Origin of the sequence: Oceanisphaera ostreae, from assembly GCF_042676125.1 — a bacterium.
Lineage (GTDB): Bacteria > Pseudomonadota > Gammaproteobacteria > Enterobacterales > Aeromonadaceae > Oceanimonas > Oceanimonas ostreae.
Window position 1 is genome coordinate 25,328 of record NZ_JBHTJS010000032.1, and the last position, 26,092, is coordinate 51,419.

Here is a 26,092-nt window from a genome sequence, read left to right on the forward strand (position 1 = left end):
TCATGGAGGATAAATGCGCACGCTTACGCTGATACTGCTCGCCTTGTTAGGCGCTCTGCAAAACCACCTATGGTGGGGCAAAAATGGCCTGGCTGAATACCATGAAGCCCAGGCTAACGTGAGCCGTCAAGTTGCAGAAAATGAACAATTAGTAATCCGAAATGCCTTGTTGTATCGGGAAATTGACGATCTCAACAAAGGCCTAGCGGCAGTGGAAGAGCTGGCGCGCAACGACCTTGGCATGATCAAACCCGGTGAAACTTTTTATCGCCTGTTGCTAACAGATAAACTCAGGCCATGAGTGATAGCGCAACGTATACGGCAATAGTGCCAGCGGCTGGTATCGGCAGTCGTATGGCGGCCGACCGACCCAAGCAGTATTTACCCTTAGCTGGCAGCACAGTGTTGGAACAAACACTATCGTGCTTACTGGCCAACCCCGCTATTGCGCGTATTATTGTGGCCACCGCATTGCACGACGACTGGTTTTGTCAGTTGCCGCTGGCCCAGCACCCGCGCATCTTACAAGTTCAGGGCGGGCGCGAGCGGGCCGACTCGGTATTAAATGCCTTATTGCAGGTGAACACCGAGTGGGTATTAGTACATGACGCCGCTCGGCCATGTTTGCACCGAGCCGACCTAGCTGCCGTAATGGCGGCAGGCTTACAAGCTGGTGGCGCTATTTTGGCTAGTCGAGTGCGCGACACCATGAAGCGAGGAGATGGCCAAGGCGCGATTGCCACCAGCGTGGCGCGCGACGAGTTATGGCATGCGCTAACTCCGCAGTGCTTTGCTACTGCCACCTTACGACAAGCCTTGGCCAAAGCCTTAGCAGCAGGCGTCATTATTACTGACGAAGCGTCAGCCATGGAATGGGCCGGCTTTAATCCCAAATTAGTGGAAGGGCGCGCGGACAATATCAAGATAACGCGGCCCGAAGACTTGGCACTAGCACAGTTTTTTTTGCAGAAAATATAAAGACATATTTGCCACGGAATAACACGGAAAGCACGGAAAAATTAAGCAGAGATAAGATCGACGAGTGACTAAGAGCTTTTAAATGATTAAGGGACTTCCCTGCTATCTGATTAGATCAACATGTTAGCTTTTACCAATTAGAGTCATTTTCAGATTTGATCACTATTGTTCCGTATTCTTCCGTGTATTCCGTGGCAAAAACAGCTTTTGAACTTGTCTTTAACGCACGGCGTAAAGCGTACCGCGCGAGACGACAGCATTTAACTAATAAAAGAGAGCACTTTAATGATGCGAATTGGACACGGTTTTGACGTGCATAAATTTGGCGGCCAAGGGCCCTGCATTCTGGCTGGCGTAGCGGTGCCTTATGAGCAAGGGTTATTAGCCCACTCCGACGGCGATGTTATTTTGCACGCCCTTAGTGATGCCTTATTAGGAGCCATTGGTGCCGGTGATATTGGCCGTCATTTTCCTGATACCGATGACGCGTATAAAGGGGCAGACAGCCGCGTGTTGCTGCGCGAAGTAGTCGCACTGGTTAAGCAGGCGGGTTTTACCCTCGGTAATGCCGATGTGACCGTATTAGCACAAGCGCCTAAGCTGTCGCCTTTTATTAGCGAGATGGTGGCTAATATTGCAGCCGACCTTGGAGTATCCCCCGCTGTTATTAACGTAAAGGCCACCACCACCGAACAACTCGGTTTTGTGGGCCGTAAAGAAGGCATAGCGGCAGAAGCGGTGGTGCTGTTGGTGAAAATATGATTCCTGCTTGGCATTATCTACACGGCGAGCCCGACTGCGTCGGCCGACTTAAAGTTGTTCCCGAAGACTTTATCGTTCGTGAAGACCTAGGCTTTGCCCCTTGTGGCGAAGGCGAGCACATTTTGCTGCATATTCGCAAACGTGGCCAAAATACCCAGTGGGTTGCACGAGAGCTGGCCCGCCTTGCCGGAGTTGCCCAGCGTGATGTGACATGGGCGGGACTTAAAGACCGCCACGCCGTTACCGAACAATGGTTTGGTGTGCACCTGCCCGGCAAAGCCGAGCCGGACTTTTCGAGCCTTGAAGGCGACGAAGTGCAAATATTGGCCAGAGCTCGCCATAACAAAAAACTAAAAATTGGCGCACTAAAAGGCAACAGGTTTGAGCTTAACCTTACCGAATTGTCAGATTGTGCTGCGCTAGAAAGCCGCTTAAGTGCCATCGCCACGCGCGGTGTACCTAACTATTACGGTGATCAACGCTTTGGCCACAATTTTGGTAATTTAGATCAAGCGCGCGCCATGTTTAATGGCCGTCGTATTAAAGACCGTAACAAGCGATCAATGTATTTGTCGGCGGCACGTAGCTATCTTTTTAATCTAGCTGCCAGCAAGCGCTTAAGCTCTGGCTTGGGTGAGCAACTACTGGCTGGCGATTGCCTGATGCTGGCGGGCACTCAGTCTTTTTTCACGCTCAACGAAGACAACCCGCTAGATGATGCCATGCAGGCGCGCTTTGCAGAAGATGATGTGCGCATCAGTTCGCCAATGTGGGGGCGAGGCCGCTTGCCGAGCCTAGAGGCCGCCGCTGAGCTAGAGCTGTCGGCTCTTAGCGAACAAGAAGATTTATGCCAAGGGCTTGAGGCTCAAGGACTAAAACAAGAGCGTCGTGCCTTATTATTAAAGCCGCGCGACATGAGTTGGCAGTTAGACGGTGCTCAGTTGAAATTATCATTCTGGCTACCCGCCGGAAGTTATGCCACCAGTGTGGTACGCGAAATAGCGAAGGATTTGCAAGCCAATGAAAATATTAGTGAGTAATGACGACGGCGTGAATGCACTTGGCATTCGCACCTTAAGCCGCGCATTGTCAGAATTTGCCGAAGTGGTGACGGTGGCGCCGGACAGAAACCGCAGCGGTGCCAGTCATTCACTGACGCTAGATGTGCCACTGCGTGCCGATAAATTAGATGACAGTGGCTTCTACTCAGTTAAAGGTACGCCTACCGACTGCGTGCATTGGGCAGTAAACTGCCTGCTCGATCCCGACCCTGACATGGTGGTGGCCGGTATTAATCACGGTGCTAACTTGGGCGACGATGTGCTTTACTCGGGTACCGTGGCAGCGGCGACAGAAGGACGACACTTAGGATTACCCGCATTGGCGGTGTCTTTATGTGGCAGTCGTCATTTTGAAACAGCCGCGCATTATGCCAGTTTGCTGGTGCAAGGTTTGTTACGTGCCCCGCTGGCGACCAATCAAATACTTAATGTTAACGTTCCTGACTTGCCGTTGGCCGATATTCAGGGTATCAAAGTGACTCGTTTGGGTAATCGTCATCGTTGCGATCCGGTATTAAAGGAATATGATCCTCGCGGACGGCCTATTTATTGGATTGGCCCTCCTGGTGCGATTCAAGATGCAGGGGAAGGCACCGATTTTGACGCGGTAGAACGAGGCTATGTCTCTATTACCCCGCTGACAATCGACATGACTGCACATAACAAAATGGCGGCGTTAGCCAGTTGGATCAAAGAAGTGGAGTAGTAGGTGCTTACGTTAACGTTAGCAGGGCAGCAACTCTATCGCATGTTGCAGCAACAAGGGATCAAAAACGAGCAGGTATTAACGGCTATTGCAAGTTTGCCAAGAGCTCAGTTTGTTGATGAAGCCATGTCCCATAAGGCATGGGAGAACAGTGCGCTACCTATCGGTTTTGGCCAAACTATCTCTCAACCTTATATAGTGGCCCGCATGACAGAAGTGCTGATGCAACGCCAGCCCAAGCGGGTGTTGGAAGTGGGCACCGGCTCTGGCTTTCAAACGGCGGTGCTGGCGCAGCTTGTTGATCAGGTCTTTACCATTGAGCGTATTAAATCGCTGCAATATCAGGCTAGACGTCGCCTGCAGCGGCTCGACTTACACAATGTATCGACCAAGCATGGTGATGGTTGGCAAGGCTGGGATAGCAAGGCACCGTTTGATGCCATTATGGTGACGGCAGCGGCCCAAGAGACACCTCAGGCATTATTATCGCAGCTAGCCGATGGTGGATGTATGGTGATCCCGGTGGGCCAGGCACATCAATCGTTATGGCTGTATCAGCGTAACGGTAATCAATTTTCTCGTACCGAATTAGAGTCGGTGCGATTTGTTCCTTTAGTGAAAGGCGATCTTGAGTGAAGATTTTTTCTCGGTTGTACCAACTGGTAATGAAATGGGCTATGCATAAGCATGCACCGGTTTATTTGTCGCTAAATAGCTTTGTCGAGTCTATTTTTTGGCCGGTGCCAGTAGACGTAATGCTCGCGCCTATGGCGTTAGCTAAGCCCAAACGCGCTTGGTTTTATGCGGGCTTGGCCACGTTTTTTTCCGTGTTGGGTGCCTGTTTTGGTTATCTGCTGGGCTATGCGCTATGGGATCCGGTAGTGCAGCCCTTTATTGCCACCATGGGCTATGAGGGGAAAATTGATATTGCCCGCCATTGGTTTGACGAGTGGGGCATTTGGGTTATTTTTATTGCCAGCTTCACGCCCATTCCTTATAAGGTATTCACGGTTACCGCCGGTTTGTTGGGCATGGTATTTTTGCCTTTCGTATTGGTATCGCTAGTGGGTCGAGGATTGCGCTTTTTCTTGGTGGCCGGCCTTATGGTATGGGGCGGTGTAAGAATGGAAGCTAAGCTGATTCGATATATCGATATTATTGGCTGGCTATGTTTAGTAGCGGCCGTGGCAGCCTACTTATTGCTGAGAAACTAATGCAAGCATGGAGCAAACTACTCAAACTGACGTGTATCAACCTGGTGTTGATCTCGCTGCTGAGCGCTTGCTCCGCCTCTCGGCCGGCTCCTGTGTCTGGCGTTCATGCCCGTGGGCATATTAAAGCCAACGGCAACCACTATGTGGTGGCCAAAGGCGACACCCTATATTCGATTGCCTGGCAAGCCGGTACTGATGTCCCGACATTGGCGAGCCATAATCGTATTGCACCACCCTATGCCATTTATCCGGGGCAAACGCTGCGCCTAGATATTCCCGGCGTTAAACGTGTGCAATATCGAGTTCGCCGAGGGGACACGCTTAATAGCATTGCGCGGCGTACCAACCATCGAGTGGCTGACTTGGCCACCCTTAATGGCCTTAGGCCTCCTTATCGTATCTATGTTGGTCAAGCTCTGACGCTGCAAATGGGTCGCGAACCGTCAAATACAGTGCCCACGACGAAGCCCAAATCGGTCACTATTCCTGCCCGTTCAACAAGCAATGTTAAGGTTAATACTTCTGAGGCTAAAGGTAGCGCTGATGTTAAAAAGCCAGCGAAGCCGCTTGCACCCACACCGAGAAAAGCATACGCTGACTCTGGCGTACAAAAAAACGCCACTGTCAACTCTAAAATAATCTGGCATTGGCCAACATCAGGACCTGTTATTTCAGGTTTTTCGTTGGCAGAAACGGGTAATAAGGGCGTTGATATACGAGGTAGTAGAGGGCAGGCTATAAAAGCCGCCGCAGCAGGCAAGGTTGTATACGCAGGGAGTGCGTTACGTGGTTACGGCAACTTGGTTATCATTAAACATAACGATGATTATTTGTCTGCCTACGCTCACAACGAAGTGTTGAGAGTTAAAGAGCAACAAACGGTGAGCTCAGGGCAGCATATAGCGGATATGGGAAGCAGTGATACGACTGATGTTCGATTGCACTTTGAGATTCGATATCAGGGGACGTCGGTGAACCCGATGAAGCACTTGCCAAAGCGATAAACCCCGGGAACAGGTAGTACCCGGTTTAAGGGAGAACGGCCATGAGTCAGAGTAAAACAATAACTCGTACCAATGACATGGACTTTACTGTTGATAGCGCACCGGACGCTACTATCAACAAAGCAAAAGACAATGCAGAAACGGCAGAGACAATGAGCAGCCGCAGCTTAGATGTCACTCAGTTATACCTAGGAGAGATTGGTTTTTCTCCACTGCTAACGGCAGAAGAAGAAGTCTTGTATTCTCGTCGTGCTTTACGCGGTGATCTTATAGCACGCAAACGGATGATCGAGTCTAATCTACGGCTCGTGGTTAAAATATCTCGCCGTTATAATAACCGAGGCCTTGCCTTATTAGACCTTATTGAAGAAGGTAACCTTGGCTTGATCCGCGCCGTTGAAAAGTTTGATCCCGAGCGTGGCTTTCGCTTCTCAACCTATGCTACTTGGTGGATCCGCCAAACCATAGAGCGCGCCATTATGAACCAGACTCGTACCATACGTCTGCCCATTCATGTGGTTAAAGAACTTAATGTATACCTGCGTACCGCTCGAGAATTAGCACAGCAGCTTGACCATGAGCCCACTGCGGAAGAAATTGCTGCAGCGCTTGATAAGCCAGTGTCTGATGTATCGCGCATGCTGAAGCTAAACGAAAGAATCAGCTCAGTAGACACGCCGATTGGTGTAGACGGTGACAAAGCATTGCTCGATGTGATCACCGATGAAAATGACCTAGATCCAGAAGCTGAGCTACAAGATAGCAATATGAACAGCAGCCTAGTTGGCTGGCTAGAAGAACTCAATCCAAAACAACGTGAAGTATTAGCCCGTCGTTTTGGTTTGCTGGGTTACGAAGCCTCGACTCTGGAACATGTAGGGCAAGAAATTGGCCTTACCCGCGAGCGAGTTCGTCAAATTCAAGTAGAAGCACTACGTAGGCTAAAAGACATACTCACCCAACAAGGGCTATCAGTAGGCACTCTGTTTCATACTGACTAAAATAGTTTACTCGCTGCGCGAGAATGCTGAACCTTCAATGTTGAATAAAACAAAATGACCAAAGCCAACAAAAGACTAACTGTCTGCTGTTGGCTTTGTGCTTTCATCAATGTGTCGTAGGCACTGCTAGAACCTACATTATTTGTAGGGGCGAATTTATTCGCACAACATCACGGCATAGGCTGGCCCGGTACACCAGAGCCTGCAGTACCGGATTTAGCTGCTAAAGCAGCGACTACATTCGTGCGAATGTTGACAGCGGCGCCGCCCTTTAATTCCTCACTTGTTTCAATTTATACAGCAACTCCAGTGCTTGACGCGGCGTTAGCTCATCCGGTTCTATACCATCTAGCAACACCAATGCCTCATCAAGCTTCTCATCAAACAAAGGCAGCGTGGTTTGCACCTCTGCGGCCCCGGCTACGGGGGCTTGCTTATTCTCAGGCTCTGGCAGTTGCAAACTCCCAGTCTCTAACTCAGTAAGTTTATGACGCGCTAATGCCAGTACCGGCTTGGGCACTCCTGCCAATGCCGCCACTTGCAAACCATAAGAGCGACTGGCTGCACCTTCTTGCACCGCATGCATAAAGGCAATGGTGTCTTCATGCTCCACCGCGTCTAAATGCACGTTGGCTACTTCTGGCCAAAGGCCGGCCAGCTCAGTTAACTCAAAATAATGGGTAGCAAATAAAGTATACGCATGCAGCTTATTCGCCAGTGCATCGGCACAGGCCCAAGCTAAAGCCAGTCCATCGTAAGTGCTAGTGCCACGACCAATTTCATCCATTAATACCAGGCTATGCACAGTGGCATTATTAAGAATATTGGCAGTCTCGGTCATTTCCACCATAAAGGTTGAGCGGCCCGAGGCCAAATCATCCGAGGCACCAATGCGAGTAAAAATACGGTCTATCTTGCCAATGCTGGCACTGTGCGCAGGCACAAAAGAGCCCATATACGCCATCAGTACGATCAACGCTGTTTGGCGCATATAGGTCGATTTACCGCCCATGTTCGGGCCTGTAATCACCAACATCTTCCGTTTTTCAGACAGCAGCAGCGGATTGGCGATAAACGGGTCGTTCATCACCTGCTCCACTACAGGGTGACGACCGGCTTGAATATTAATTACCTCATCTTGGGTAAGCGTAGGGCGACAGTAATCGAGACTATCGGCGCGCTCAGCAAGATTGGCAAACACGTCCAACTCGGCCAACGCAATGGCACTGCGCTGCAATGGTGCTAATTGCTCTAATAAGCGGTCGAGTAGGGCGTCATATAATTTCTTCTCTAACGCCAAGCCTTTGCCTTGGGCGCTCAGTACCTTATCTTCGTACTCTTTAAGCTCGGGAATAATATAACGTTCGTTATTTTTTAGCGTTTGGCGGCGCACATAATGCATCGGCACTAAATCGGCGCTGGCGCGACTTACTTCAATATAAAAGCCGTGCACTCGGTTATACGCCACTTTTAATGTCGAAATACCGGTGGCGGCTTTTTCTCGTGCTTCCAGTGCTTCTAAATAACGATGCGCACCGGCAGCAAGCTCGCGCAGCTCATCCAGCTCGGCATTAAAACCATCGCGGATCACGCCGCCATCGCGAATTAATACCGGCGGCGTATCCACCACTGCTTGCTCTAATAACTCGGCCAAGTCAGGGTACTGGCCAATGGTGGCAGCCAACTCACTTAAGCTTGAGCCATTGGCCACCGCCAGTTGCTGCTGAATGTCCGGTAACGCCTGTAAGGCGCTGCGCAAGCGACTTAAATCTCGTGGACGTGCCGAGCGCAGAGCCAGCCTTGCTAGCACCCGCTCCATGTCACCCACTTGGCGCAGTGGCGAGCGCAAGTCTTCAAAGCGGCCATCGCTCATCAGTAGGGCGATATTGTCTTGGCGACGCGTTAGTGCCGTCGCATTTCGGCTAGGTTGATGGATCCAGCGCTTCAGCAAGCGGCTGCCCATGGGGGTGGCAGTATTATCGAGTACCTCGGCTAGCGTGTTTTCCATCGTGCCCGACAGATTAAGGGTTAGCTCTAAATTACGACGAGTCGCCGCATCCATCACTACCATGTCTTGGCTGCGCTCAAGGCTCACACTATTAATATGGGGCATGGCGGTGCGCTGCGTATCTTTCACATATTGCAGCAAACAACCGGCGGCACACAGCGCCGTGGTCGCTTGCTCAACACCAAAGCCAATAAGGTCGCGAGTACCAAATTGCTGGCATAACAAGGTGCGCGAGGTATCTAAGTCAAACTCCCACTCCGGTCGACGGCGCAGGCCCTTGCGCGCTTCAATAGCAGCAAAATAAGCAAAGGATTCTGGGTATAACAATTCCGCCGGCTGCGTACGCTGCAACTCGGCGATTAAAGCTTCTTCGGTGGCAAACTGGTTCAGCACAAAGCGCCCAGTGCTGATATCTAAAATGCCGTAACCAAACTGCTGGCCATCGTGAAACACTGCTGCCAAACAGTTATCTTGGCGCTCCACCAACAAAGCCTCATCCGACAAAGTGCCTGGGGTCACAATGCGCACGACTTGGCGCTCCATCGGCCCTTTGAGCATACCCGGTTCGCCAATTTGCTCACAAATGGCCACCGACTCACCCATTTGCACCAAGCGAGCCAAATAGTTCTCTGCCGCATGGTGCGGCACCCCCGCCATAGGGATAGCATTACCCCCCGACTTACCGCGTTTGGTTAGTGAAATATCCAACAGGCGCGAGGCTTTTTTGGCATCGTCATAAAACAGCTCATAAAAATCACCCATGCGATAAAACATCAATACATCCGGATGCTGTGCCTTTAATGCTAAGTACTGAACCATCATGGGAGTGTGCTGGACGTTGTCTTGATTCATAATTAAATCAATGCCTTATATCTTTATGAGACTGATGATGAAGCCAAGTATAAGGCAGCGTTACTTAAGGAGTCAGCCGTGCCAAAACTTGAGGCCGCATTGTACCAGCAACCGAGTTTGAAGGCATGGGGAACACCAAGCCGTCAGCGGTAAGCTGTAAGAAAACATCAGATCAACCAACCCCTAAAACCTTTTGCCACGGAATACACGGAAGAACACGGAAAAATAGGGATCAAATCTGAAAGGGATCGTGGTGGTAAGGGCTGAGATTAGATACATGCAAAAGTGACAGGCGAAATAGAGACTGAATATGTAGGTTTGGGTATTGTGTTTAAGCAGTCGGGTGCAGTCTTTTCTCCATGTCGTCCCCTTCATTCTTTACGCTTCACCCTTCACGGCTCTTTTGTAGGCGAACGCTTGCTCTCGCATTATGCCGTAGGCATAAATCTTTTAAATCCAAACCGAAAGCTATTTAGCAACGGAAGATCGCGCCTCTTTATGTATGAGCAGCATGGAAAAATAGAGATCAGGCCAAGGCGATATTTTGTGTCACTTAAGTGACGGGAGAGCGAGAGAGTAAGGATGAGCCGTAAAACTAAAAAACTATTCGTCACGAAATACGAGCCCTTCAGGCCGCTATATACTTGAAGCCGTACGCTGTACGTAAAGAAAAACGTTGTTTGTCGTTAACTAACGGCGTACAGCGTAAGGCTTGCCGCTATGTTTACTGTTCTTGAGCTGCGTAAGCGACAATTTCGCAGAGCATTTCTTCTCGTGCCAGTCCCACTATGATCATGGCGGCTCGGTTAGGGTAGGGCGGCGTAAAGTATTCGGCATACACTTTGTTGAATATCGGCAGGTGGTCGCGGGCGGTCACGTAAATAAGCACTTGGGTGACGTTTGCCATGGTTAAGCCGGCCGCTTCTATAGTGTGCTTGAAGTTGTCCATAGTTTGGCGCGCCTGGGCTTCAATGCCACCCTCAACGACCTTGCCTTCGGCATCAATGGGAATTTGTGCGGTATAAAATTGGCCGTTGGCCATGACAGCCCATTCCAGTGGTGCTTTAGAGGCAAACAGATTGGTTTTTACGGGTGTTTTCATGGTGTGTACCTTTTGTTCATGCAGAAAAAAAGCGGCCATGGCCGCTCAAAAGAAGTGGCACCGAGCAACAAGGCCCGGTGCCGGCGGCAGCTTAAAGCCCCTGTTCCGCTGCCATTTTTTTGATGATTTGCGGTGCGGTCCACAGTGTGGGCAGCAATACCAGTGATACAGGAACTGCCGTGACCACGATGAAGGACTGCAGGGCGGTGATACCACCTGAGCCGATAGAAATCAGAATGGCCGCTATCACGCCCATCATGACGCCCCAGAACACGCGTACACCCGCATGAGGATGGTCGGTGCCGGTCATGACCATGGATACGGCAAAGGTCATGGAGTCACCGGTGGTGGCAACGAAGATAGTGGTCAATATCAAGAACAGTATCGAGATAATGAAGCCAAAGGGCAGTTGCTCGGTAATCGCCAGTAATGCCGCAGGCAGGTTGAAACCGGTGAAAGGACCGGAGACGCTGCCGGGGTTGGCGATTTCGAAGGCCAAACCGCTGCCGCCCATGACGGTGAACCAGAAGCAGGTAATGATGGGCGCTATGATAGAAATCAGCATGATCACCTGACGTACGGTGCGGCCGCGAGAAATTCGCGCCACAAACATCGCCATTAATGGTCCATAACCTAAAAACCAACCCCAGAAAAACACAGTCCACCAGTCCAGCCAGGCCGGGTCGGCGCGAAAGGTCGCCATGGGTATGAAGTTATTGATGTAGAGGCCAAAGGCGTGCAGGTAGGTGTTGACGATAAAAGCGGTGGGGCCAAACAGAAAGATAAACAACATTAGAAAAGCGGCCAGCATCACGTTGATGTTACTCAGGATCTGGATACCTCGGGTAACACCACTCACAGCCGACAGGGTATAGATGCAGATCAGTCCGACCAAAATCGTGACCTGAGTGCTGTAAACGTCAGGAATACCGAACAGCTTCTCTAGACCAAAGCTGACCTGCAAGCCGAGAAAACCGATGGGGCCTACGGTGCCGGCGACCACCGCCAGTACGCAACACGCATCAACGATAGCTCCAAACCAGCCTTTCATCACTCGGTCGCCGAACACCGGATACAGCAAGGTGCGCGGCTTTAGCGGCAGGCCTTTGTCGTAATGCAGGTGCATGAACACGATACCGGTCAGGCTGCCAAGTATGGCCCAGGCCAGAAAGCCCCAGTGCATAAAGCTTTGCGCCATGGCGTTAAGCGCCATATTCATGGGATCGGTTTCACCCGCATACATGGGCGGCGGCGAGATAAAGTGTGCCAAAGGCTCGGCGGCAGCCCAAAATACGCCACCCCCTGCCAGCAGGGTACACATGATGATCGACATCCACTGAAAGGTAGACATCTCGGGCTTGCTCAGGTTACCCAAGCGTACCTTGCCACCTCGGCCTACAGCCATTACCAACCCGATAAGGAAGGTCAATAGCAAGAGCACCTGCCAATAGGCGCCAAATAAGCGAGTGGATACGGCAAAGGCCTTATTAACCCAAGCTGATACTAAGTCGATGTCATACAGAGCCATTACTACAAACAGCAATAGGGCGCCGCCACTCAGTAAAAATACGGGGATATCGAGGCCAGTAAAAAAGCCGGGTTTGGTGTTGGCTTCCAGATTTTTTTCCATGGCTAGGGTCGCCTCTGTTTTATTGCTCATGTTCGCCTCCAAGTTGGAACATTACACGGGGAGTGGGAGCTCCCCGTTATCCTTATTGAGCAGCAGTTTGTGGCTGCAGGGCAGTATCTAGGAAGGTGAGCCAGTTTTGACCCATTATTTTTGCTGTGTCTTGCTGACTAAAGCCTCGGGCTAGCAAGCCGTTGGTGAGGTTGGGGAAGTCTCGGCTATCGCGAAACCAAGATAATGGGCGTGGCCAGTCGGCATTAGCCTTAGAGCCTTCACCATAATCCATCGATTTCGACCAACGGCCATTGCGCATCCATTCCAGTATCGACAGCGGTTGGTTTTGGCATAAATCGGTGCCAATGCCTAACCGGTCTACGCCCATGAGATCTGCGGTGCGGGCAATCATGTCGCAGTATTCGTCCAGAGTGCAGTCGGGACCGTTTTTTAGGTGGAAAGGATAGGCGCTAAAGCCCAGCAAACCACCGGATTCGGCCAGTGCCTTGAGCACGGTATCCGACTTGTTACGTTTGGCATCGTGAAAGCTCAGCGGGTTGGCGTGAGAGATAACGATGGGGCGTTCAGAAATCTCGATGGCCTCTAACGTACTGCGCTCGGCACTGTGGCTCATGTCGATGACCATGCCCACTCGGTTCATTTCTTTAATTACCTGACGACCAAAGCGGGTCACACCGCTGTCTATTGCCTCATAGCAACCACAGGCCAGCAGGCTTTGGTTGTTGTAGGTTAATTGCATGATCATCAGGTTTAAATTACGCATTACCTCGACCATGCCAATATCGTCTTCTATCGGGGAGCAGTTTTGCGCCCCAAACATAATGCCTACTTTGCCTTCGGCTTTGGCGCGGCGAATATCATCGCTGCTGCGCACCGGCATAATCAGATCGCCGTGTAACTCAAACTGGCGATTCCACTCGCTAATGCGCATCAGGGTTTCACGGATCTGCTCGTGATAGACGATAGTGGCGTGCACCATAGTGACGCCGCCCTCGTGCAGTTGCTCGAAGATCTCTCGGCTCCAGTTGGAATACTGCAGCCCGTCGATCACTATCATGTCGTTATGTAATGCTCGGCTCATAGCCCTGTCTCCGTTAAGCGCGGATGTAGGTCGTTTTTACAACGGTGTAAAACTCTTTGGCGTAGGTACCTTGCTCACGCGGGCCAAAGCTTGAATCTTTACGGCCGCCAAATGGCACATGGTAATCGGTGCCAGCAGTAGGCAGATTGACCATTACGCAGCCAGTTTTGGCGTTGCGTTTAAAGTCGGTGGCATACTTCAGAGATTCGGTGCAAATGCCGCCCGTTAAGCCAAAGTTGGTGTCATTTAAGGTGGCCAGCGCTTCGGCGTAGTCTTTCACCTTAATCACACAAGCAATGGGCGCAAAAGCTTCTTCGCGGTTAATTGTCATGTCGTTAGTGGTCTCGGTAAACAGCGCCGGCTGCATGTAGTAGCCTTCGGTTTCTGCGGTGATCACGTTACCGCCATAGACCAAGTTACCGCCTTCGGCTTTGGCCAGGGCTAAGTATTTGAGGTTGGATTCCATTTGGCGAGCATCGGCTACGGCACCAATGTGGACGCCTTCTTTTAGCGGATTACCGACTACCAGCTTCTTCATGCGCTCGATAACGGCGGCCACAAAACGGTCGTGAATGCCTTCGGTAACAATAAGGCGAGAAGAAGCCGTACATTTTTGACCTGTGCCACCGTAAGCGCCACCCACCGCACATTCAACGGCGTTGTCTAGGTCGGCATCATCCAACACCACCAATGCGTTCTTGCTGCCCATTTCTAACTGACACTTAATCAAGTTACCGGCAGTCGCCATAGCCACCTTGCGGCCTGTTTCTAGTGAGCCGGTAAAGGTCAGGGCATTAATGCCACGGGAATTAATGAGCACATCGCCTACTTCGGCACCCGGGCCCATCACTAAGTTGAAGGTACCCGCGGGTAACTGCTGGCGAGAGATAATTTCGGTTAGTGCCCAAGCAGAAGCTGGCACTTGATTGGCCGGTTTCCAGACTACGGCGTTACCGAACGCCAACGCGGGCGCAATTTTCCAGGCGCCGGTAGCGGTAGGGAAGTTCCAAGGAGTAATAATACCGACCACGCCTACGGGCTCGCGGCGGGTTTCAATTTCTACCCCTGGGCGCACTGAATCGGCAGTTTCGCCCATCTGGCGCAGTACTTCGGCAGCGTAATAATGAAAGAACTGGCCAGAGCGATAGGTTTCGCCTACACCTTCGGCCACGGTTTTTCCTTCTTCACGTGCCAGCAATTTGCCTAGCTCGTCTTTGCGGGTAATCAGCTCATCGCCAATCGCCATCAGCACGGCGTAACGTTGCTCTAAACCGCTTTTTTCCCACTCTAGTTGTCCCTGAGCGGCGGCAGTAATGGCTGCCTGAGTTTGAGCTGCATCGGCTTGGGCGTAATGGCCAATGACATCACTAAGATCGGAGGGGCTGATGTTAGCGATAGAGCTTGGACCTTCAACCCATTCACCGGCGATGTAGTTACGAAATACTGAATTAGACATGAGTGATCTCCTTTGCTTGATTGGTGTCATCATAGAAGCTGTGTTTTAATAATAAAAATTAATTAATGATATCGTTCGATAAGGAAGTCTTATCATGTTGCCGGAATTCAAAGTTGCTCAACTGCGTCACTTCGTTTGGGTAGCCGAACTTAAAGGTTTCCACTTGGCGGCCGAAAAGGCGCATCGCACTCAGCCTGCCATTTCGTTGTCGATTCGAGATTTAGAAAACAAGCTCGGGGAGGCCTTGTTTGAGAAACACAACAGCCGCGCCGCTAAAACCGAGCTTACCCCCTTTGGTAAACACTTTTTGCCCAAGGCAAAAGAATTGCTTGCCCATCATGACCGCATCGCCGAAGACATGACGCTGCTGGCTGAGCACAAGACTGGGCATTTGCGAATAGCGTCGGTGCCATCCATTGCCAGCCGTTTTCTGCCCGAGTTGCTGCTGAATTTTATTGGGGAGCGCAAGCTGCACGTGAGTGTGTTTGATGATAACTCGGGTGCTGTATTGAAGATGATAGAAAATCAGCAGGTGGATTTTGGCATTGCCAGCCTGTTTGATGAGCAAGGAGAGAGCGAAAAGCATTTTACGCCAGTATGGGAAGATAGATTAGGGGTGGTCTGCCCCAATGATCACCCATTGGCCAGTTCCAGCGAGCTGCATTGGCAGGCGTTACGACAATATCGATTAATCAGTAATGGCACCTCTCGTTTGCTGGAGGGCAGTGAAGCGGAGTCACTGTTGGCTCACTCTCAATACTATATCTCTAACATGATCTCGTTAGTGGCCATGTTAGAGGCGGGCTTTGGCGTGACTACGCTGCCCTGGTATGCCTTCCCCAAAGACAATTCGCGGCTCACCTTTATTCCCTTGCACACGCCGATGATCACGCGGCGCATTGGCATCATTCGGCTGAACAATAAATCGTTAACTCCACCCGCTCAGGCGTTGGTTGATTTTATTCTCGCCAGCCAAAGTTAGCGGGAGGAGTTATTAGAGCAACAGACCCTAGGCATTAAAGACTCTTTGCCACGGAATACACGGAAAGTTAACTTGGGATATAGTCAAAAAATACTGAGGGTAAGCAATCGGCCATAACATGTGTGGTTCTGCCGTCATTCCCGCGAAGGCGGGAATCCAGGGCTTGTGGCGCAGAGATGTCAGCCAGAGAGCTGCCTGCAAAGGCACTGGACCCCGCCTTCGCGAGGGTGACGATAAAGATAAGCTGGCCCTTGAATCCACATAAGTTATGCCGAACTGCTTAAGATCTTACACGCCATCCATCAGTTTTGACCTCATTCTTCGTCCGCGTATTCCGTGGCAAAAATAGGGCTAGGTATTGGCTCGCTCTCTTCACCCTCCGAAATCGGCTATACCTCCCATTTTTGTTAAATGTTTACCTAACTTTATAGTCAGTTATTTACATCGTCATCAGTATTAATGCGCCTTGTTAGCATCCTGATAAATTTTTCTTATCAATCGATATAACCATTTAACTTGTCGGGTTTTATGATTGTGCACGATGATGCATCGCATGAGGCAGAAAGCAGAGTCGTTAGCCTAGAGAATAACGGAACATTATTTTCTCTTTCTGACCCTGCGTTATGTCGGGCGGCTGCTCGATAAATAGCGCAATAAGGACATTTAGTAATTATCGAGGGTAGAAACATGATGAGGTTAGCAGCAATTAAAGCCTCCCTGCGGGGGCCAAATGCATTGCCACTGCGCCCTGTTGATCAGGTTATGAACTTAGAGCGACTGGGTGCTATGCACCAGAGTCGGTTGAGTTTTATGCGCATCTTAGTGCGCCGCATCATGCTGGAACGCTGGCAAATACATACCGCCCGCCTGAATCTGTGTGCCGAGGGTTACGGCACCGTTATTTATGAAATCAACACCGCGCAGGGGTTATTCAGCTTCGTTATTTTCTCTGATTACTTAAACTCAGCCGAGCGCAACGACCGTGTGGTCGCCAGCAAATGGGACCTCACCATGGCGCTGGTAGAAGGGCGCGTCGAAGATGATTACTTAGCCTTTTTGCGCCAAAATGTTCCGTTGCAAGAAGCGGGCCGCGTGGATGCGCGAGTATTTGTGTTGTCTCGTGCTAATCGCAGTGCGCGTAACTTTGATTATGTGGTCGATCAATTAAGCAAGGGCGAGCAGCCTGATGTGGCGAAAATTGCCAAGGTTGGATATCTATACCGTACTACTGCTGTGTACGGCAGTGGCAAATTGGGCATGGCCGACTGGGATAAAGTAAGCAGCCGGTATCCCGACTTTGCGCGGCCTTTTGCCGCCGAAATGTTTGCCTGCTTAATGTTAAGAAACTTTAGTTTGTTACAAGTAGAACATATTGCCCAGCAGCGTAACCCGCAGCAATATCAACCTATGTTGCCAGAAATTAAACGCTACTTTGGCATCGGCAACTCTACGGGCCTTGGCATGGCACCTTACCTTATTAATCACCCTGTGCTTATCAACCAATGGATAGAAATGCGCGAGCTGGCGCTGGCCTTGGTGCGAAGCCTTGGGCATATCGACGATAGAATACGCCAGCAGTTAGATGCTTTGTTGGCGCGTAGCGCCCAGCACATGGCTGAAACTCTCACCGAAGACCCTTGGCAATCTGATAACAATGCGCGGGTGATTGAAGATCTATCTGCGTTGCGTGAGCAATCCGGATCTCTATTACACAATTGGAACGACTTGCTGGCCTGGAGCGAGCAACACTGTTCGCTGCAAGGCCAAGAGCTGTTGGTATCAATATTACTAGAGCTTTATCCGCAGCTGGTTGATGGCCTAGATGACTATTACTGCGTGGAAGAGTTTCTCGATCTCGACTCACTGATGCCGCTACAAAAGCTAAAAGAAGTGATAGAGCGCCGTTACGACTGGGCATTAAAAATAGACTTTAATGCCATCGGTTCACGAGACATCTTTTGGTATCGCTCGGAAGACAAAATGGAGCCCCGCCTCGGTCAGTGTGCGCTGGATGGAGGGCGAGAAAAGCAAATGCCACTGGGCGTAGGCTATGCGGTATATAAATGCTATCAGTTGTTGTGCCAATACATTAAAGAGCACCCCGATCACACCACGGCTCGCTTTATGGTGGCGCGGCCCAAGTTGCGCGGCATAGTACGGCGCATTCAAAGTATGGACCGTTGTGTATACGGCGATATTCAAGCCAATCTGTTGGCAAAAGATGTACTGCCTATGCACCTGCTGCGTTGCAAATTATCGTTTTTTGGCGTCAGCAAGTTCGATCCGCGTTCTAAATTATGGGTGCGCAATACCATGTATCAGGGCGCACCGCTGCTAGAAGATATTGGACACGTCTATAACGATGATTGGTTTATGCCGCTGGCGCCCGTGTTGGGAGGAATTGACTGATGCAAGTGTCAATGAACGAACTAAAAGCGGCTTTGCGCCGTTGTTTTGAAGCTTCCGGTTATTTTGTGGGTAATTATGAAGATGCGGCTAATATGGTGTTATGGCTAGAAAAACACGGCCTTAACGGGCTGGCAGAACTAAAGCGAGCCTTGCCTTATATTGGTCTAGATTTTGATAAGCCGCTGAGTACTGTGGTGTATGAAGACAGTACCTCGGCCATTATCGACAGCAATGGCCGCAGCGCGCTTAACTGCATTGCCTCCTCGATTGACTTGGCGCACGCCAAAGCCTTAGAAAGCGGGATTGCCACTATTACCGTGCATAACTGCCATAATCGTATGTTTGCGCTTAAGGCGCTCACCGATTGCGGGCGACGCGGTATTAGTGTGACCGCCTATTGGCAAAACGGCAGCAAGACGGTCAAAGAATATGCGGCGGGGATTAAAGCCGGAGAGCGCTATCCCAGTTTCAGTGAAGCGACGACCAGCTTGGTGACTAATCCGGATGAGACTCAGGCGCTGACCATAGTGTGCAGCTCGCGAGTGGATTTATCTGCTTCGTTACAGAGCTCTAAGGGTAACCGAAACGCACTGTATATGAGCCCCGAGCAATTGGCCGATAACAAGGAATATATTATCGACCACGGCATTAACATTGATGATGCGTTATGGAATGATATTAATCGTTTAGGTGCCGGTATTTTAGTCGAAAACAGTGAACGTTCTCGCCAGGGCGCTGGCAGTAAGTAATCGTATTAAGCGGCCACTTTAAAGGATAGACACCGTTTTTATGTTGTTTTGATAACCGCTTTTTACCCCATTTAAGACCGAGCTGCTGACATGTGTCAGCAGCTCGGTTTTTTTATTCAAAATTCCCGTGGCGCGGGCTCGCTCGGCGCTGCTCTTCCCATGCTAGAATGACGTTTTTAACCCAAGGGAACGGCATGCTGTATTCTTCTCTCGAATTGCTGGCGTTGTTTATCGTTACTTGCAGCATAGTGGTGCAGGCGTGGGTGGGCATCGGCTTTGGCTTACTCGCCGCCCCCTTATTATATTTGATAGATCCCGCCTATGTGCCCGGACCCGTGCTGGTGGTAGGGTGGATGCTATCTGTCATAGTGGTACTTAAGCAGCGCCACTCACTTAATTGGCGTCGGGTATTCCCTGCCATTGCGGCGCGGCTACCTGGCTCGTGGTGCGGAGCTTTACTATTAGTGAGCATAGCGCCGTGGCAACTTAGTTTATTTTTTGGCGGCGCATTGTTACTGGCCGTGTGGCTGAGTTTACGTCGTTACTCGGTGGCACTTAATGGCTATAGCTTAACCGTGGCTGGTTTTTTGTCAGGTATATTGGGTACTGCTACCTCGGTGGGTGGGCCGCCCATAGCCTTGTTATATCAACACGAACCTCGGTTAACGGCGCGCAATGAAATTGCCGCGTTCTTTTTAATTGGCACCCCCTTATCGATAGCCATGCTGTGGTTAAATGGTGGTTCTGAGCTGTTAAACGCCACTTTAATTTTAAAGATGATACCAGGCGTGGTTGTAGGTTTTTGGCTGTCGCGGCGGTTAGAGCGCGTATTTAACAAAGACAGTGCTCGGCCTGCCATTCTGTTGATATCTACTATTTCGGCATTAGTCGTACTGTGGCAGGGCATCACAGGTGGATTAGCGGCTTAAACCAGCGCCCAGTACCAAGCGAGAGAAGAGATAAAAAATTAATAGTAAAAGAGTATTTTTGCCACGGAAGAACACGGAACACACGGACAAGTGCGAGTTCAAAAACGACAAGTGAACAAGATTTATGGTGTTAATACCTTACACACTAAGATCTTTGGCACTTTTTGCTTTTATCTTTATTTTTCCGTGGGTTCCGTGGCAAAAAAGTCTTTATGGCTAAGTATTAGCGAACGAGGAGTGATGTGTGGGGCAGTCTTTAGTAGGTCCGCAACAGCTGTCACAGCAATTGGGTGATGCTTTACTGGCGCGCGGTTTAACCATTACGACGGCGGAGTCTTGTACTGGTGGGGGTATTGCCTGTGCCATTACCGATATTGCTGGTAGCTCCGCTTGGTTTGAACGGGGCTTTGTGACTTATTCTAATGCCGCCAAAAGTGACATGTTGGGCGTCTTACCCAGTATTATTGAGCGCGACGGCGCGGTTAGCGAAGCGGTGGTAATTGCCATGGCCAAAGGAGCTTGTGCCCAAAATGGCGATGCAGTCGGGGTGGCGGTTAGTGGAGTGGCCGGGCCTGGCGGTGGCAGTCCAGAAAAGCCGGTGGGCACCGTTTGGCTAGCCTGTTACTTAGCTACAGAAGATAAAATCCATACTCGATTGCTACAGCTTAGTGGCGATCGCTTGAGCGTGCGCGAGCAAACCATAGGCGCTGCGTTAGAAGATTGTTTGGCACTCTTGGTAGCTTCAGACTAACCAAGGTGCCATTATTGATGAATTAGAAAAGCAAACTTGTTACTGTACGAATAACCAGTATAATCGAATTATATTTTTCGACGCATTAGCTTAATCAGCGGAGTATTCATGGATCAAAACAAAGAAAAAGCCTTGGCCGCGGCCCTTGGTCAAATTGAAAAACAATTTGGCAAAGGCTCCATCATGCGACTGGGCGACAACAAAGCGTTGAATGTCGAGTCTATCTCTACCGGTTCTTTGTCACTGGATATCGCGCTAGGCATTGGCGGCTTACCGACCGGTCGTGTTGTTGAAATCTATGGTCCTGAATCTTCTGGTAAAACCACGCTTACCTTGCAAGTGATTGCCGAAGCGCAAAAAGCCGGCAAGGTATGTGCGTTTGTGGATGCGGAGCATGCGCTAGACCCACAGTATGCGGGTAAGCTTGGCGTAAATGTTGATGACTTATTAGTTTCCCAGCCTGATACCGGCGAGCAAGCGCTAGAAATTTGCGACATGCTGGTACGCTCTGGCGCCGTAGATGTCATTATTATTGACTCGGTAGCCGCTCTTACTCCTCGCGCCGAAATTGAAGGCGAAATGGGTGACTCGCACGTTGGTCTTCAGGCGCGTTTGATGTCTCAGGCGCTGCGTAAGTTAACCGGTAACATTAAGGCGGCTAACTGCCTCGTTATCTTCATCAACCAAATCCGTATGAAGATTGGTGTGATGTTCGGTAGCCCAGAAACCACCTCCGGCGGTAACGCTCTTAAGTTCTATGCGTCTGTTCGCCTCGACATTCGTCGTATTGGAGCGGTGAAAGAGGGCGACGAAATAGTGGGTAACGAAACTCGCGTAAAAGTCGTTAAAAACAAAGTGGCACCACCCTTTAAGCAGGCTGAATTTCAGATTATCTATGGCGCCGGTATTTCTAAGCAAGGTGAGCTAGTTGAACTAGGCGTTAAACACAAAATAGTGGATAAAGCCGGTGCTTGGTATAGCTATAAAGGCAATAAAATTGGCCAAGGTAAAGCAAACTCCATTAAATATTTGTTAGAAAATAAACATATTTCTGACGAAATAGAGAAGACGCTACGCGACATGCTGCTACTCAAGCCTGGCGAAGAAAAGGTCAAGTTAGAAGATGCCCCCGGCGCGCTGGGTAACCCCTTGCCAGAGGATGAAAAAGAAGAGTTCTAATACTCTTTTTCACACGTCGAACCACCAAGGCCGGGAACTCCCGGCCTTTTTATGTGCTTTAAACAGCACCGAGCTAAAGCCACTGACAGAGCCAAGGCTATTTTTGCCACGGAATCCACGGAATCCACGGAAAAATTAAGATGAGATAAGATCGACGAGTGACTAAAAGCCAACATATGTAATGGTAAGGGCTCCCTTTCTGACAGGCTTGGTGTTTGGCCCTTTCCCATTAAGCTTTTATCCTAGTTTTGGCTTTGTCAGATCTGATCCCTATTTTTCCGTGTTCTTCCGTGTTCTTCCGTGGATTCCGTGGCAAAAAAATATCTTGAGGTCTTGCCTAGCTTTGGCTCTTTCTTCCAGCTCTCAGCTTCCAGCTTAGCGCTGCTCTTTACCCTTCACCCCTTACTCTTTACAATTCCATAATGATTAAAGACCCCAAGAAACTCACCCCTCAAGCCTTGTGGCACAGCGCTCTAGGACTGTTATCGCGTCGTGATCATAGCCGCCTCGAACTTTCACAAAAGCTGCGTTTACGACAGTTTGATAATGAACTTACTGAAGCTGCTCTCGATAAATTAGTCGACCAGCAATGGCTGTGTGATGAACGCTTTGCCCGCATTCAGGTGCGTCAGCATGTCTTTAAACGACACGGTCCCATGCGTATTCGTATGGAGTTAAAGCGTAAAGGCGTGGACGAGCATATTATTGAGCTGGCGCTTGAGGAAGATGAGACCGACTGGTTTGAGCTGGCGCGGGCCTGTTATCAATCTCGCTTTAGAAACGCCGACATTGGCGACATCAAAGAAAAAGCCAAACGTGTTCGCTACTTGCAAAGTCGAGGCTTTAATTCAGAGCAGGTGCGTTACGCACTAGAAGCCGACCAAGATTAGTATTTTCCCTCTGATAAACTCCATAAAGCGTAAGCAAAAGTCAGGCTGCGTTTTACATTAGCGCAGATACCTTTTAAATTAGCTGTGTTAACGCCTATGAACCCAGTAATTGAGCAGGATTACCCATGCAGATGACCACATCTGAGTTACGCACCGCGTTTCTCGAGTATTTTCGCCAGCAAGACCACCAAATAGTCAGTTCTAGCTCGTTGGTGCCGCACAACGACCCCACTTTATTGTTTACCAATGCCGGTATGAATCAGTTTAAGGATCTGTTTTTAGGACTAGAACAGCGTGCCTACAACAGAGCAACCAGCTCGCAGCGCTGTGTGCGCGCCGGTGGTAAACACAACGACTTAGAAAACGTCGGTTACACCGCTCGCCACCATACTTTTTTTGAAATGCTGGGTAACTTCAGTTTTGGTGATTACTTCAAGCAAGACGCGATTCGCTTTGCGTGGGAGTTTTTGACCGAAGTGGTCAAACTACCAAAAGACAAACTTTGGGTGACGGTCTATGCCACCGACGACGAAGCATTTGATCTTTGGACTAAAAAAATGGGTGTGCCAGAAGAGCGCATGGTGCGCATTGGTGACAATAAGGGCGGGCAGTATCAGTCTGATAACTTTTGGACCATGGGTGATACGGGCCCGTGTGGACCTTGTAGTGAAATATTTTACGATCATGGTGAGCACATCTGGGGTGGCCCTCCTGGCAGCCCAGAAGAAGATGGCGACCGCTATATCGAAATTTGGAACCTGGTATTCATGCAGTTTAACCGTCATGCAGACGGCACCATGGAGCCACTGCCGAAGCCCTCAGTTGACACCGGCATGGGACTAGAGCGCATTGCTACTATTTTGCAGGGCGTGCACTCCAATTACGAGATCGACTTATTCCAGGCCCTTATTAAAGCGTCTGCCGTGGCAGTAGGCACCGATGATTTAGCCAATAAATCATTGCACGTGATTGCCGACCATATTCGTTCTTGCTCCTTCTTAATTGCCGATGGCGTGATGCCGTCTAACGAAGGCCGAGGCTATGTACTACGTCGTATTATTCGCCGTGCAGTGCGCCATGGTCGCAAGCTAGGAGCCGAGCAATCGTTCTTTTATACCCTAGTGGGTGCCTTGTGTGAGCAAATGGCTGATGCCTACCCTGAGCTTAATACGCAGCGGGTCATCATCGAAAAAGTACTGCGCTTAGAAGAAGAGCAGTTTGCTCGCACCTTAGGCCGTGGTTTACAGCTATTAGAAGATGCCATTAGTGAATTGGGTGATGCCAAGGTATTACCGGGTGAGGTGGTGTTTAAGCTGTACGATACCTATGGATTTCCTGCGGATTTAACGGCGGACGTATTACGTGACCGTGAGTTGAGCATCGACGAAGACGGCTTTGAAGTGCTGATGAAACAGCAGCGTGTACGCGCTAAAGAAGCGTCTAACTTTGGTGTGGGTTATAGCAAGGCCATAAAAATAGAAGGTTCTACTGACTTTACCGGCTATGAGCACCTCGCCGAGCCAGCAAAGGTCACGGCGCTATTTAAAGAAGGCGAGTCAGTATCGGCCCTTATCGCTGGTGAAGAAGGCGCTATCGTATTAGATAAAACGCCTTTTTATGGCGAGTCGGGTGGCCAAGTTGGGGACGCGGGCGTTATTAAATTAGCGGAAGGGCTGTTTGTGGTTAAAGACACCCAAAAAGCCGGTAATGGTGTCTTGCATCTGGGCACCTTAGAGCTGGGTACCTTAGAAGTGGGCGAGTCGGTGACGGCTGCGGTAGACAGCCATCGACGCCAAGCCATTGCGCTTAACCACTCGGTTACTCACTTAATGCACGCTAGCCTGCGTAAACTGTTGGGCGAGCATGTAATACAAAAAGGCTCATTAGTGGGGCCAGACCGTCTGCGCTTCGACTTTTCGCACCTAGAAGCCGTGAATGCCGCAGAGTTGCGTGAAATAGAAGACATGGTGAACAGAGACATTCGCGCCAATCATGCCGTGTCCACCCAGTTAATGGACTTGGATACCGCTAAAGGTGCGGGTGCTATGGCGTTGTTTGGTGAGAAGTATGATGACGAAGTGCGAGTTGTGTCCATGGGTGATGCGTCTACCGAGCTGTGCGGCGGTACCCATGTGCAGCGCACCGGTGATATCGGCTTGTTCAAGATAGTCTCGGAAAGTGGCATTGCCGCCGGTATTCGTCGCATAGAAGCCGTTACCGGTGATGGGGCGTTGGCGTATTTGCATCAGCTTAATACCGAACTGGCTCACACCGCAGGTTTGGTGAAAGGCGATTTATTTTCGGTAGCAGACAAAGTTAAGCAAAACCTCGAACGCAGTCGTCAGCTAGAAAAAGAGGTTGAACAACTCAAGGCTAAACTGACCGCACAAGCAGGTACAGCTCTGCTAGAGCAAGTTATCGAGATTAATGGTACCAAGGTGCTGGTTGCCGACCTCGATGGCGTAGACGGCAAGTCACTGCGTGGATCTTTGGACGACCTGAAGGTAAAGCTCCAATCTGGCATTGTGGTGCTGGCCACGGTGAATGAGGGCAAGGTCAGCCTTATTGCAGGGGTAACCAAAGATTTAACCGCCAAAGTGAAAGCAGGGGAGCTGGTGAACCTAGTGGCCCAACAAGTTGGTGGTAAGGGTGGTGGTCGGCCCGACATGGCACAAGCTGGCGGTACAGAGCCTGCACAGTTGCCTAGCGCACTGGCGTCGGTTGGCCCTTGGTTGACTGAGCGTCTATAGTACTAATAGGATTCAAAATAGACTATTAAAGTGAACAAGAGGCCTGTCATCGACAGGCCTCTTGACTTAAAAGCTCTTGCCCCCATTGTTAATAAGCGCAGTTGACCCTTTGATATGATTGTTGCAGCCCTAAGGATTCGGCTAAACGCATTTTTTCATTGTTGAGCGGGATTTACCTTAGAATCACTAGGCTACAACTCGCTCGCCGCGATAAAAATTTGTTTAGCTCGCACAAAATATCATCGCAAAAGATCAATAGACCCTAGGGTAAAGCTAGGTTTTTGCACACCTTTAGCGGATAATAAATAACATTATTGACTATTACATAACGGATATAGGAGCAGCAAGATGCTGATTTTGACAAGACGAGTAGGGGAAACCCTAATGATTGGTGACGAAGTCACCGTAACCGTACTGGGTGTGAAGGGTAATCAGGTTCGCATTGGTGTAAATGCACCAAAAGAGGTGTCTGTGCACCGTGAAGAAATCTATATGCGTATACAAGCCGAGAAAGGCAACGTAGAAGACGAGCAGTTTTAAGTTATTTTGGGGTGATTTTTGTTCGTGCTGATGGTTTTTGAGGCAA

Annotated in this window: 23 protein-coding genes; 18 read left to right on the forward strand and 5 right to left on the reverse strand. The window is 50.0% G+C overall.

What is annotated here, in order from left to right; translation table 11 throughout:
* Positions 1–13: 13 nt before the first annotated feature.
* The 9 genes from ftsB to rpoS all read left to right on the forward strand — a co-directional run bounded on the left by ftsB (position 14) and on the right by rpoS (position 6,726).
* Positions 14–301, forward strand: a complete 288-nt coding sequence (gene ftsB, locus ACFQ1C_RS07885) for a cell division protein FtsB (RefSeq protein WP_379558063.1) — start codon at positions 14–16, stop codon at positions 299–301.
* Entirely contained in the window at positions 298–978 is a 681-nt protein-coding gene (gene ispD / locus ACFQ1C_RS07890) for a 2-C-methyl-D-erythritol 4-phosphate cytidylyltransferase (protein WP_379558064.1), read from the forward strand. The genes ftsB and ispD overlap by 4 nt, the downstream gene beginning before the upstream one ends.
* A gap of 285 nt (positions 979–1,263) precedes the next feature.
* On the forward strand, positions 1,264–1,740 hold the full coding sequence (ispF, locus tag ACFQ1C_RS07895; RefSeq protein WP_379558065.1) for a 2-C-methyl-D-erythritol 2,4-cyclodiphosphate synthase: 477 nt from the start codon (positions 1,264–1,266) through the stop codon (positions 1,738–1,740).
* Positions 1,737–2,780, forward strand: coding sequence for a tRNA pseudouridine(13) synthase TruD (truD, locus tag ACFQ1C_RS07900; RefSeq protein WP_379558066.1), 1,044 nt, complete (start codon positions 1,737–1,739; stop codon positions 2,778–2,780). Before ispF ends, truD begins: the two co-directional genes overlap by 4 nt.
* A complete protein-coding gene (gene surE / locus ACFQ1C_RS07905; RefSeq protein ID WP_379558067.1) occupies positions 2,761–3,507 on the forward strand; it encodes a 5'/3'-nucleotidase SurE in 747 nt (248 codons plus the stop codon). Before truD ends, surE begins: the two co-directional genes overlap by 20 nt.
* Before the next feature lie 3 nt (positions 3,508–3,510).
* Positions 3,511–4,143 (forward strand): protein-L-isoaspartate(D-aspartate) O-methyltransferase, encoded by a 633-nt coding sequence (locus ACFQ1C_RS07910; RefSeq protein ID WP_379558068.1) that lies wholly within the window; start codon positions 3,511–3,513, stop codon positions 4,141–4,143.
* A complete protein-coding gene (locus ACFQ1C_RS07915) occupies positions 4,140–4,721 on the forward strand; it encodes a YqaA family protein (RefSeq protein ID WP_379558069.1) in 582 nt (193 codons plus the stop codon). Before ACFQ1C_RS07910 ends, ACFQ1C_RS07915 begins: the two co-directional genes overlap by 4 nt.
* The gene (locus ACFQ1C_RS07920; RefSeq protein ID WP_379558070.1) at positions 4,721–5,725 is read left to right on the forward strand and encodes a peptidoglycan DD-metalloendopeptidase family protein; all 1,005 of its coding nucleotides are present in this window, start codon (positions 4,721–4,723) and stop codon (positions 5,723–5,725) included. Before ACFQ1C_RS07915 ends, ACFQ1C_RS07920 begins: the two co-directional genes overlap by 1 nt.
* Positions 5,726–5,766: 41 nt before the next feature.
* Positions 5,767–6,726 carry an RNA polymerase sigma factor RpoS gene (rpoS, locus tag ACFQ1C_RS07925; protein WP_379558071.1) on the forward strand — a complete coding sequence of 320 codons (960 nt, stop codon included), beginning with the start codon at positions 5,767–5,769 and terminating at the stop codon, positions 6,724–6,726.
* 271 nt (positions 6,727–6,997) lie between these two features.
* Here the strand turns inward: rpoS and mutS are convergent, their stop codons facing one another.
* The 5 genes from mutS to ACFQ1C_RS07950 all read right to left on the reverse strand — a co-directional run bounded on the left by mutS (position 6,998) and on the right by ACFQ1C_RS07950 (position 14,867).
* Positions 6,998–9,586 carry a DNA mismatch repair protein MutS gene (gene mutS, locus ACFQ1C_RS07930; RefSeq protein ID WP_379558072.1) on the reverse strand — a complete coding sequence of 863 codons (2,589 nt, stop codon included), beginning with the start codon at positions 9,584–9,586 and terminating at the stop codon, positions 6,998–7,000.
* Between the two features lie 724 nt (positions 9,587–10,310).
* Entirely contained in the window at positions 10,311–10,688 is a 378-nt protein-coding gene (locus ACFQ1C_RS07935; protein WP_379558073.1) for a RidA family protein, read from the reverse strand.
* A gap of 91 nt (positions 10,689–10,779) precedes the next feature.
* On the reverse strand, positions 10,780–12,348 hold the full coding sequence (locus ACFQ1C_RS07940) for a BCCT family transporter (RefSeq protein WP_379558074.1): 1,569 nt from the start codon (positions 12,346–12,348) through the stop codon (positions 10,780–10,782).
* A 52-nt stretch (positions 12,349–12,400) separates the two neighbouring features.
* Positions 12,401–13,411, reverse strand: coding sequence for a dipeptidase (locus ACFQ1C_RS07945; RefSeq protein WP_379558075.1), 1,011 nt, complete (start codon positions 13,409–13,411; stop codon positions 12,401–12,403).
* Between the two features lie 13 nt (positions 13,412–13,424).
* Positions 13,425–14,867, reverse strand: coding sequence for an aldehyde dehydrogenase family protein (locus ACFQ1C_RS07950; RefSeq protein ID WP_379558076.1), 1,443 nt, complete (start codon positions 14,865–14,867; stop codon positions 13,425–13,427).
* A gap of 94 nt (positions 14,868–14,961) precedes the next feature.
* Between ACFQ1C_RS07950 and ACFQ1C_RS07955 the strand changes: the two genes are divergently transcribed.
* The 9 genes from ACFQ1C_RS07955 to csrA all read left to right on the forward strand — a co-directional run bounded on the left by ACFQ1C_RS07955 (position 14,962) and on the right by csrA (position 26,046).
* The gene (locus ACFQ1C_RS07955; protein ID WP_379558077.1) at positions 14,962–15,849 is read left to right on the forward strand and encodes a LysR family transcriptional regulator; all 888 of its coding nucleotides are present in this window, start codon (positions 14,962–14,964) and stop codon (positions 15,847–15,849) included.
* Between the two features lie 687 nt (positions 15,850–16,536).
* Positions 16,537–18,258: a hypothetical protein gene (locus ACFQ1C_RS07960; RefSeq protein ID WP_379558078.1), complete on the forward strand. Its 1,722-nt coding sequence runs from the start codon at positions 16,537–16,539 to the stop codon at positions 18,256–18,258.
* Entirely contained in the window at positions 18,258–19,007 is a 750-nt protein-coding gene (locus tag ACFQ1C_RS07965) for a DUF3726 domain-containing protein (protein WP_379558079.1), read from the forward strand. Before ACFQ1C_RS07960 ends, ACFQ1C_RS07965 begins: the two co-directional genes overlap by 1 nt.
* Positions 19,008–19,201: 194 nt before the next feature.
* On the forward strand, positions 19,202–19,936 hold the full coding sequence (locus tag ACFQ1C_RS07970; protein WP_379558080.1) for a sulfite exporter TauE/SafE family protein: 735 nt from the start codon (positions 19,202–19,204) through the stop codon (positions 19,934–19,936).
* 244 nt (positions 19,937–20,180) lie between these two features.
* Positions 20,181–20,687, forward strand: a complete 507-nt coding sequence (locus ACFQ1C_RS07975; RefSeq protein WP_379558081.1) for a CinA family protein — start codon at positions 20,181–20,183, stop codon at positions 20,685–20,687.
* A 108-nt stretch (positions 20,688–20,795) separates the two neighbouring features.
* Positions 20,796–21,866: a recombinase RecA gene (gene recA / locus ACFQ1C_RS07980; protein WP_379558082.1), complete on the forward strand. Its 1,071-nt coding sequence runs from the start codon at positions 20,796–20,798 to the stop codon at positions 21,864–21,866.
* 422 nt (positions 21,867–22,288) lie between these two features.
* The gene (locus ACFQ1C_RS07985; RefSeq protein ID WP_379558083.1) at positions 22,289–22,756 is read left to right on the forward strand and encodes a regulatory protein RecX; all 468 of its coding nucleotides are present in this window, start codon (positions 22,289–22,291) and stop codon (positions 22,754–22,756) included.
* Between the two features lie 125 nt (positions 22,757–22,881).
* Positions 22,882–25,506 (forward strand): alanine--tRNA ligase, encoded by a 2,625-nt coding sequence (alaS, locus tag ACFQ1C_RS07990; RefSeq protein WP_379558084.1) that lies wholly within the window; start codon positions 22,882–22,884, stop codon positions 25,504–25,506.
* 348 nt (positions 25,507–25,854) lie between these two features.
* Complete coding sequence (csrA, locus tag ACFQ1C_RS07995; RefSeq protein ID WP_379558085.1) at positions 25,855–26,046, forward strand: carbon storage regulator CsrA; 192 nt, start codon at positions 25,855–25,857, stop codon at positions 26,044–26,046.
* Positions 26,047–26,092: the final 46 nt, after the last annotated feature.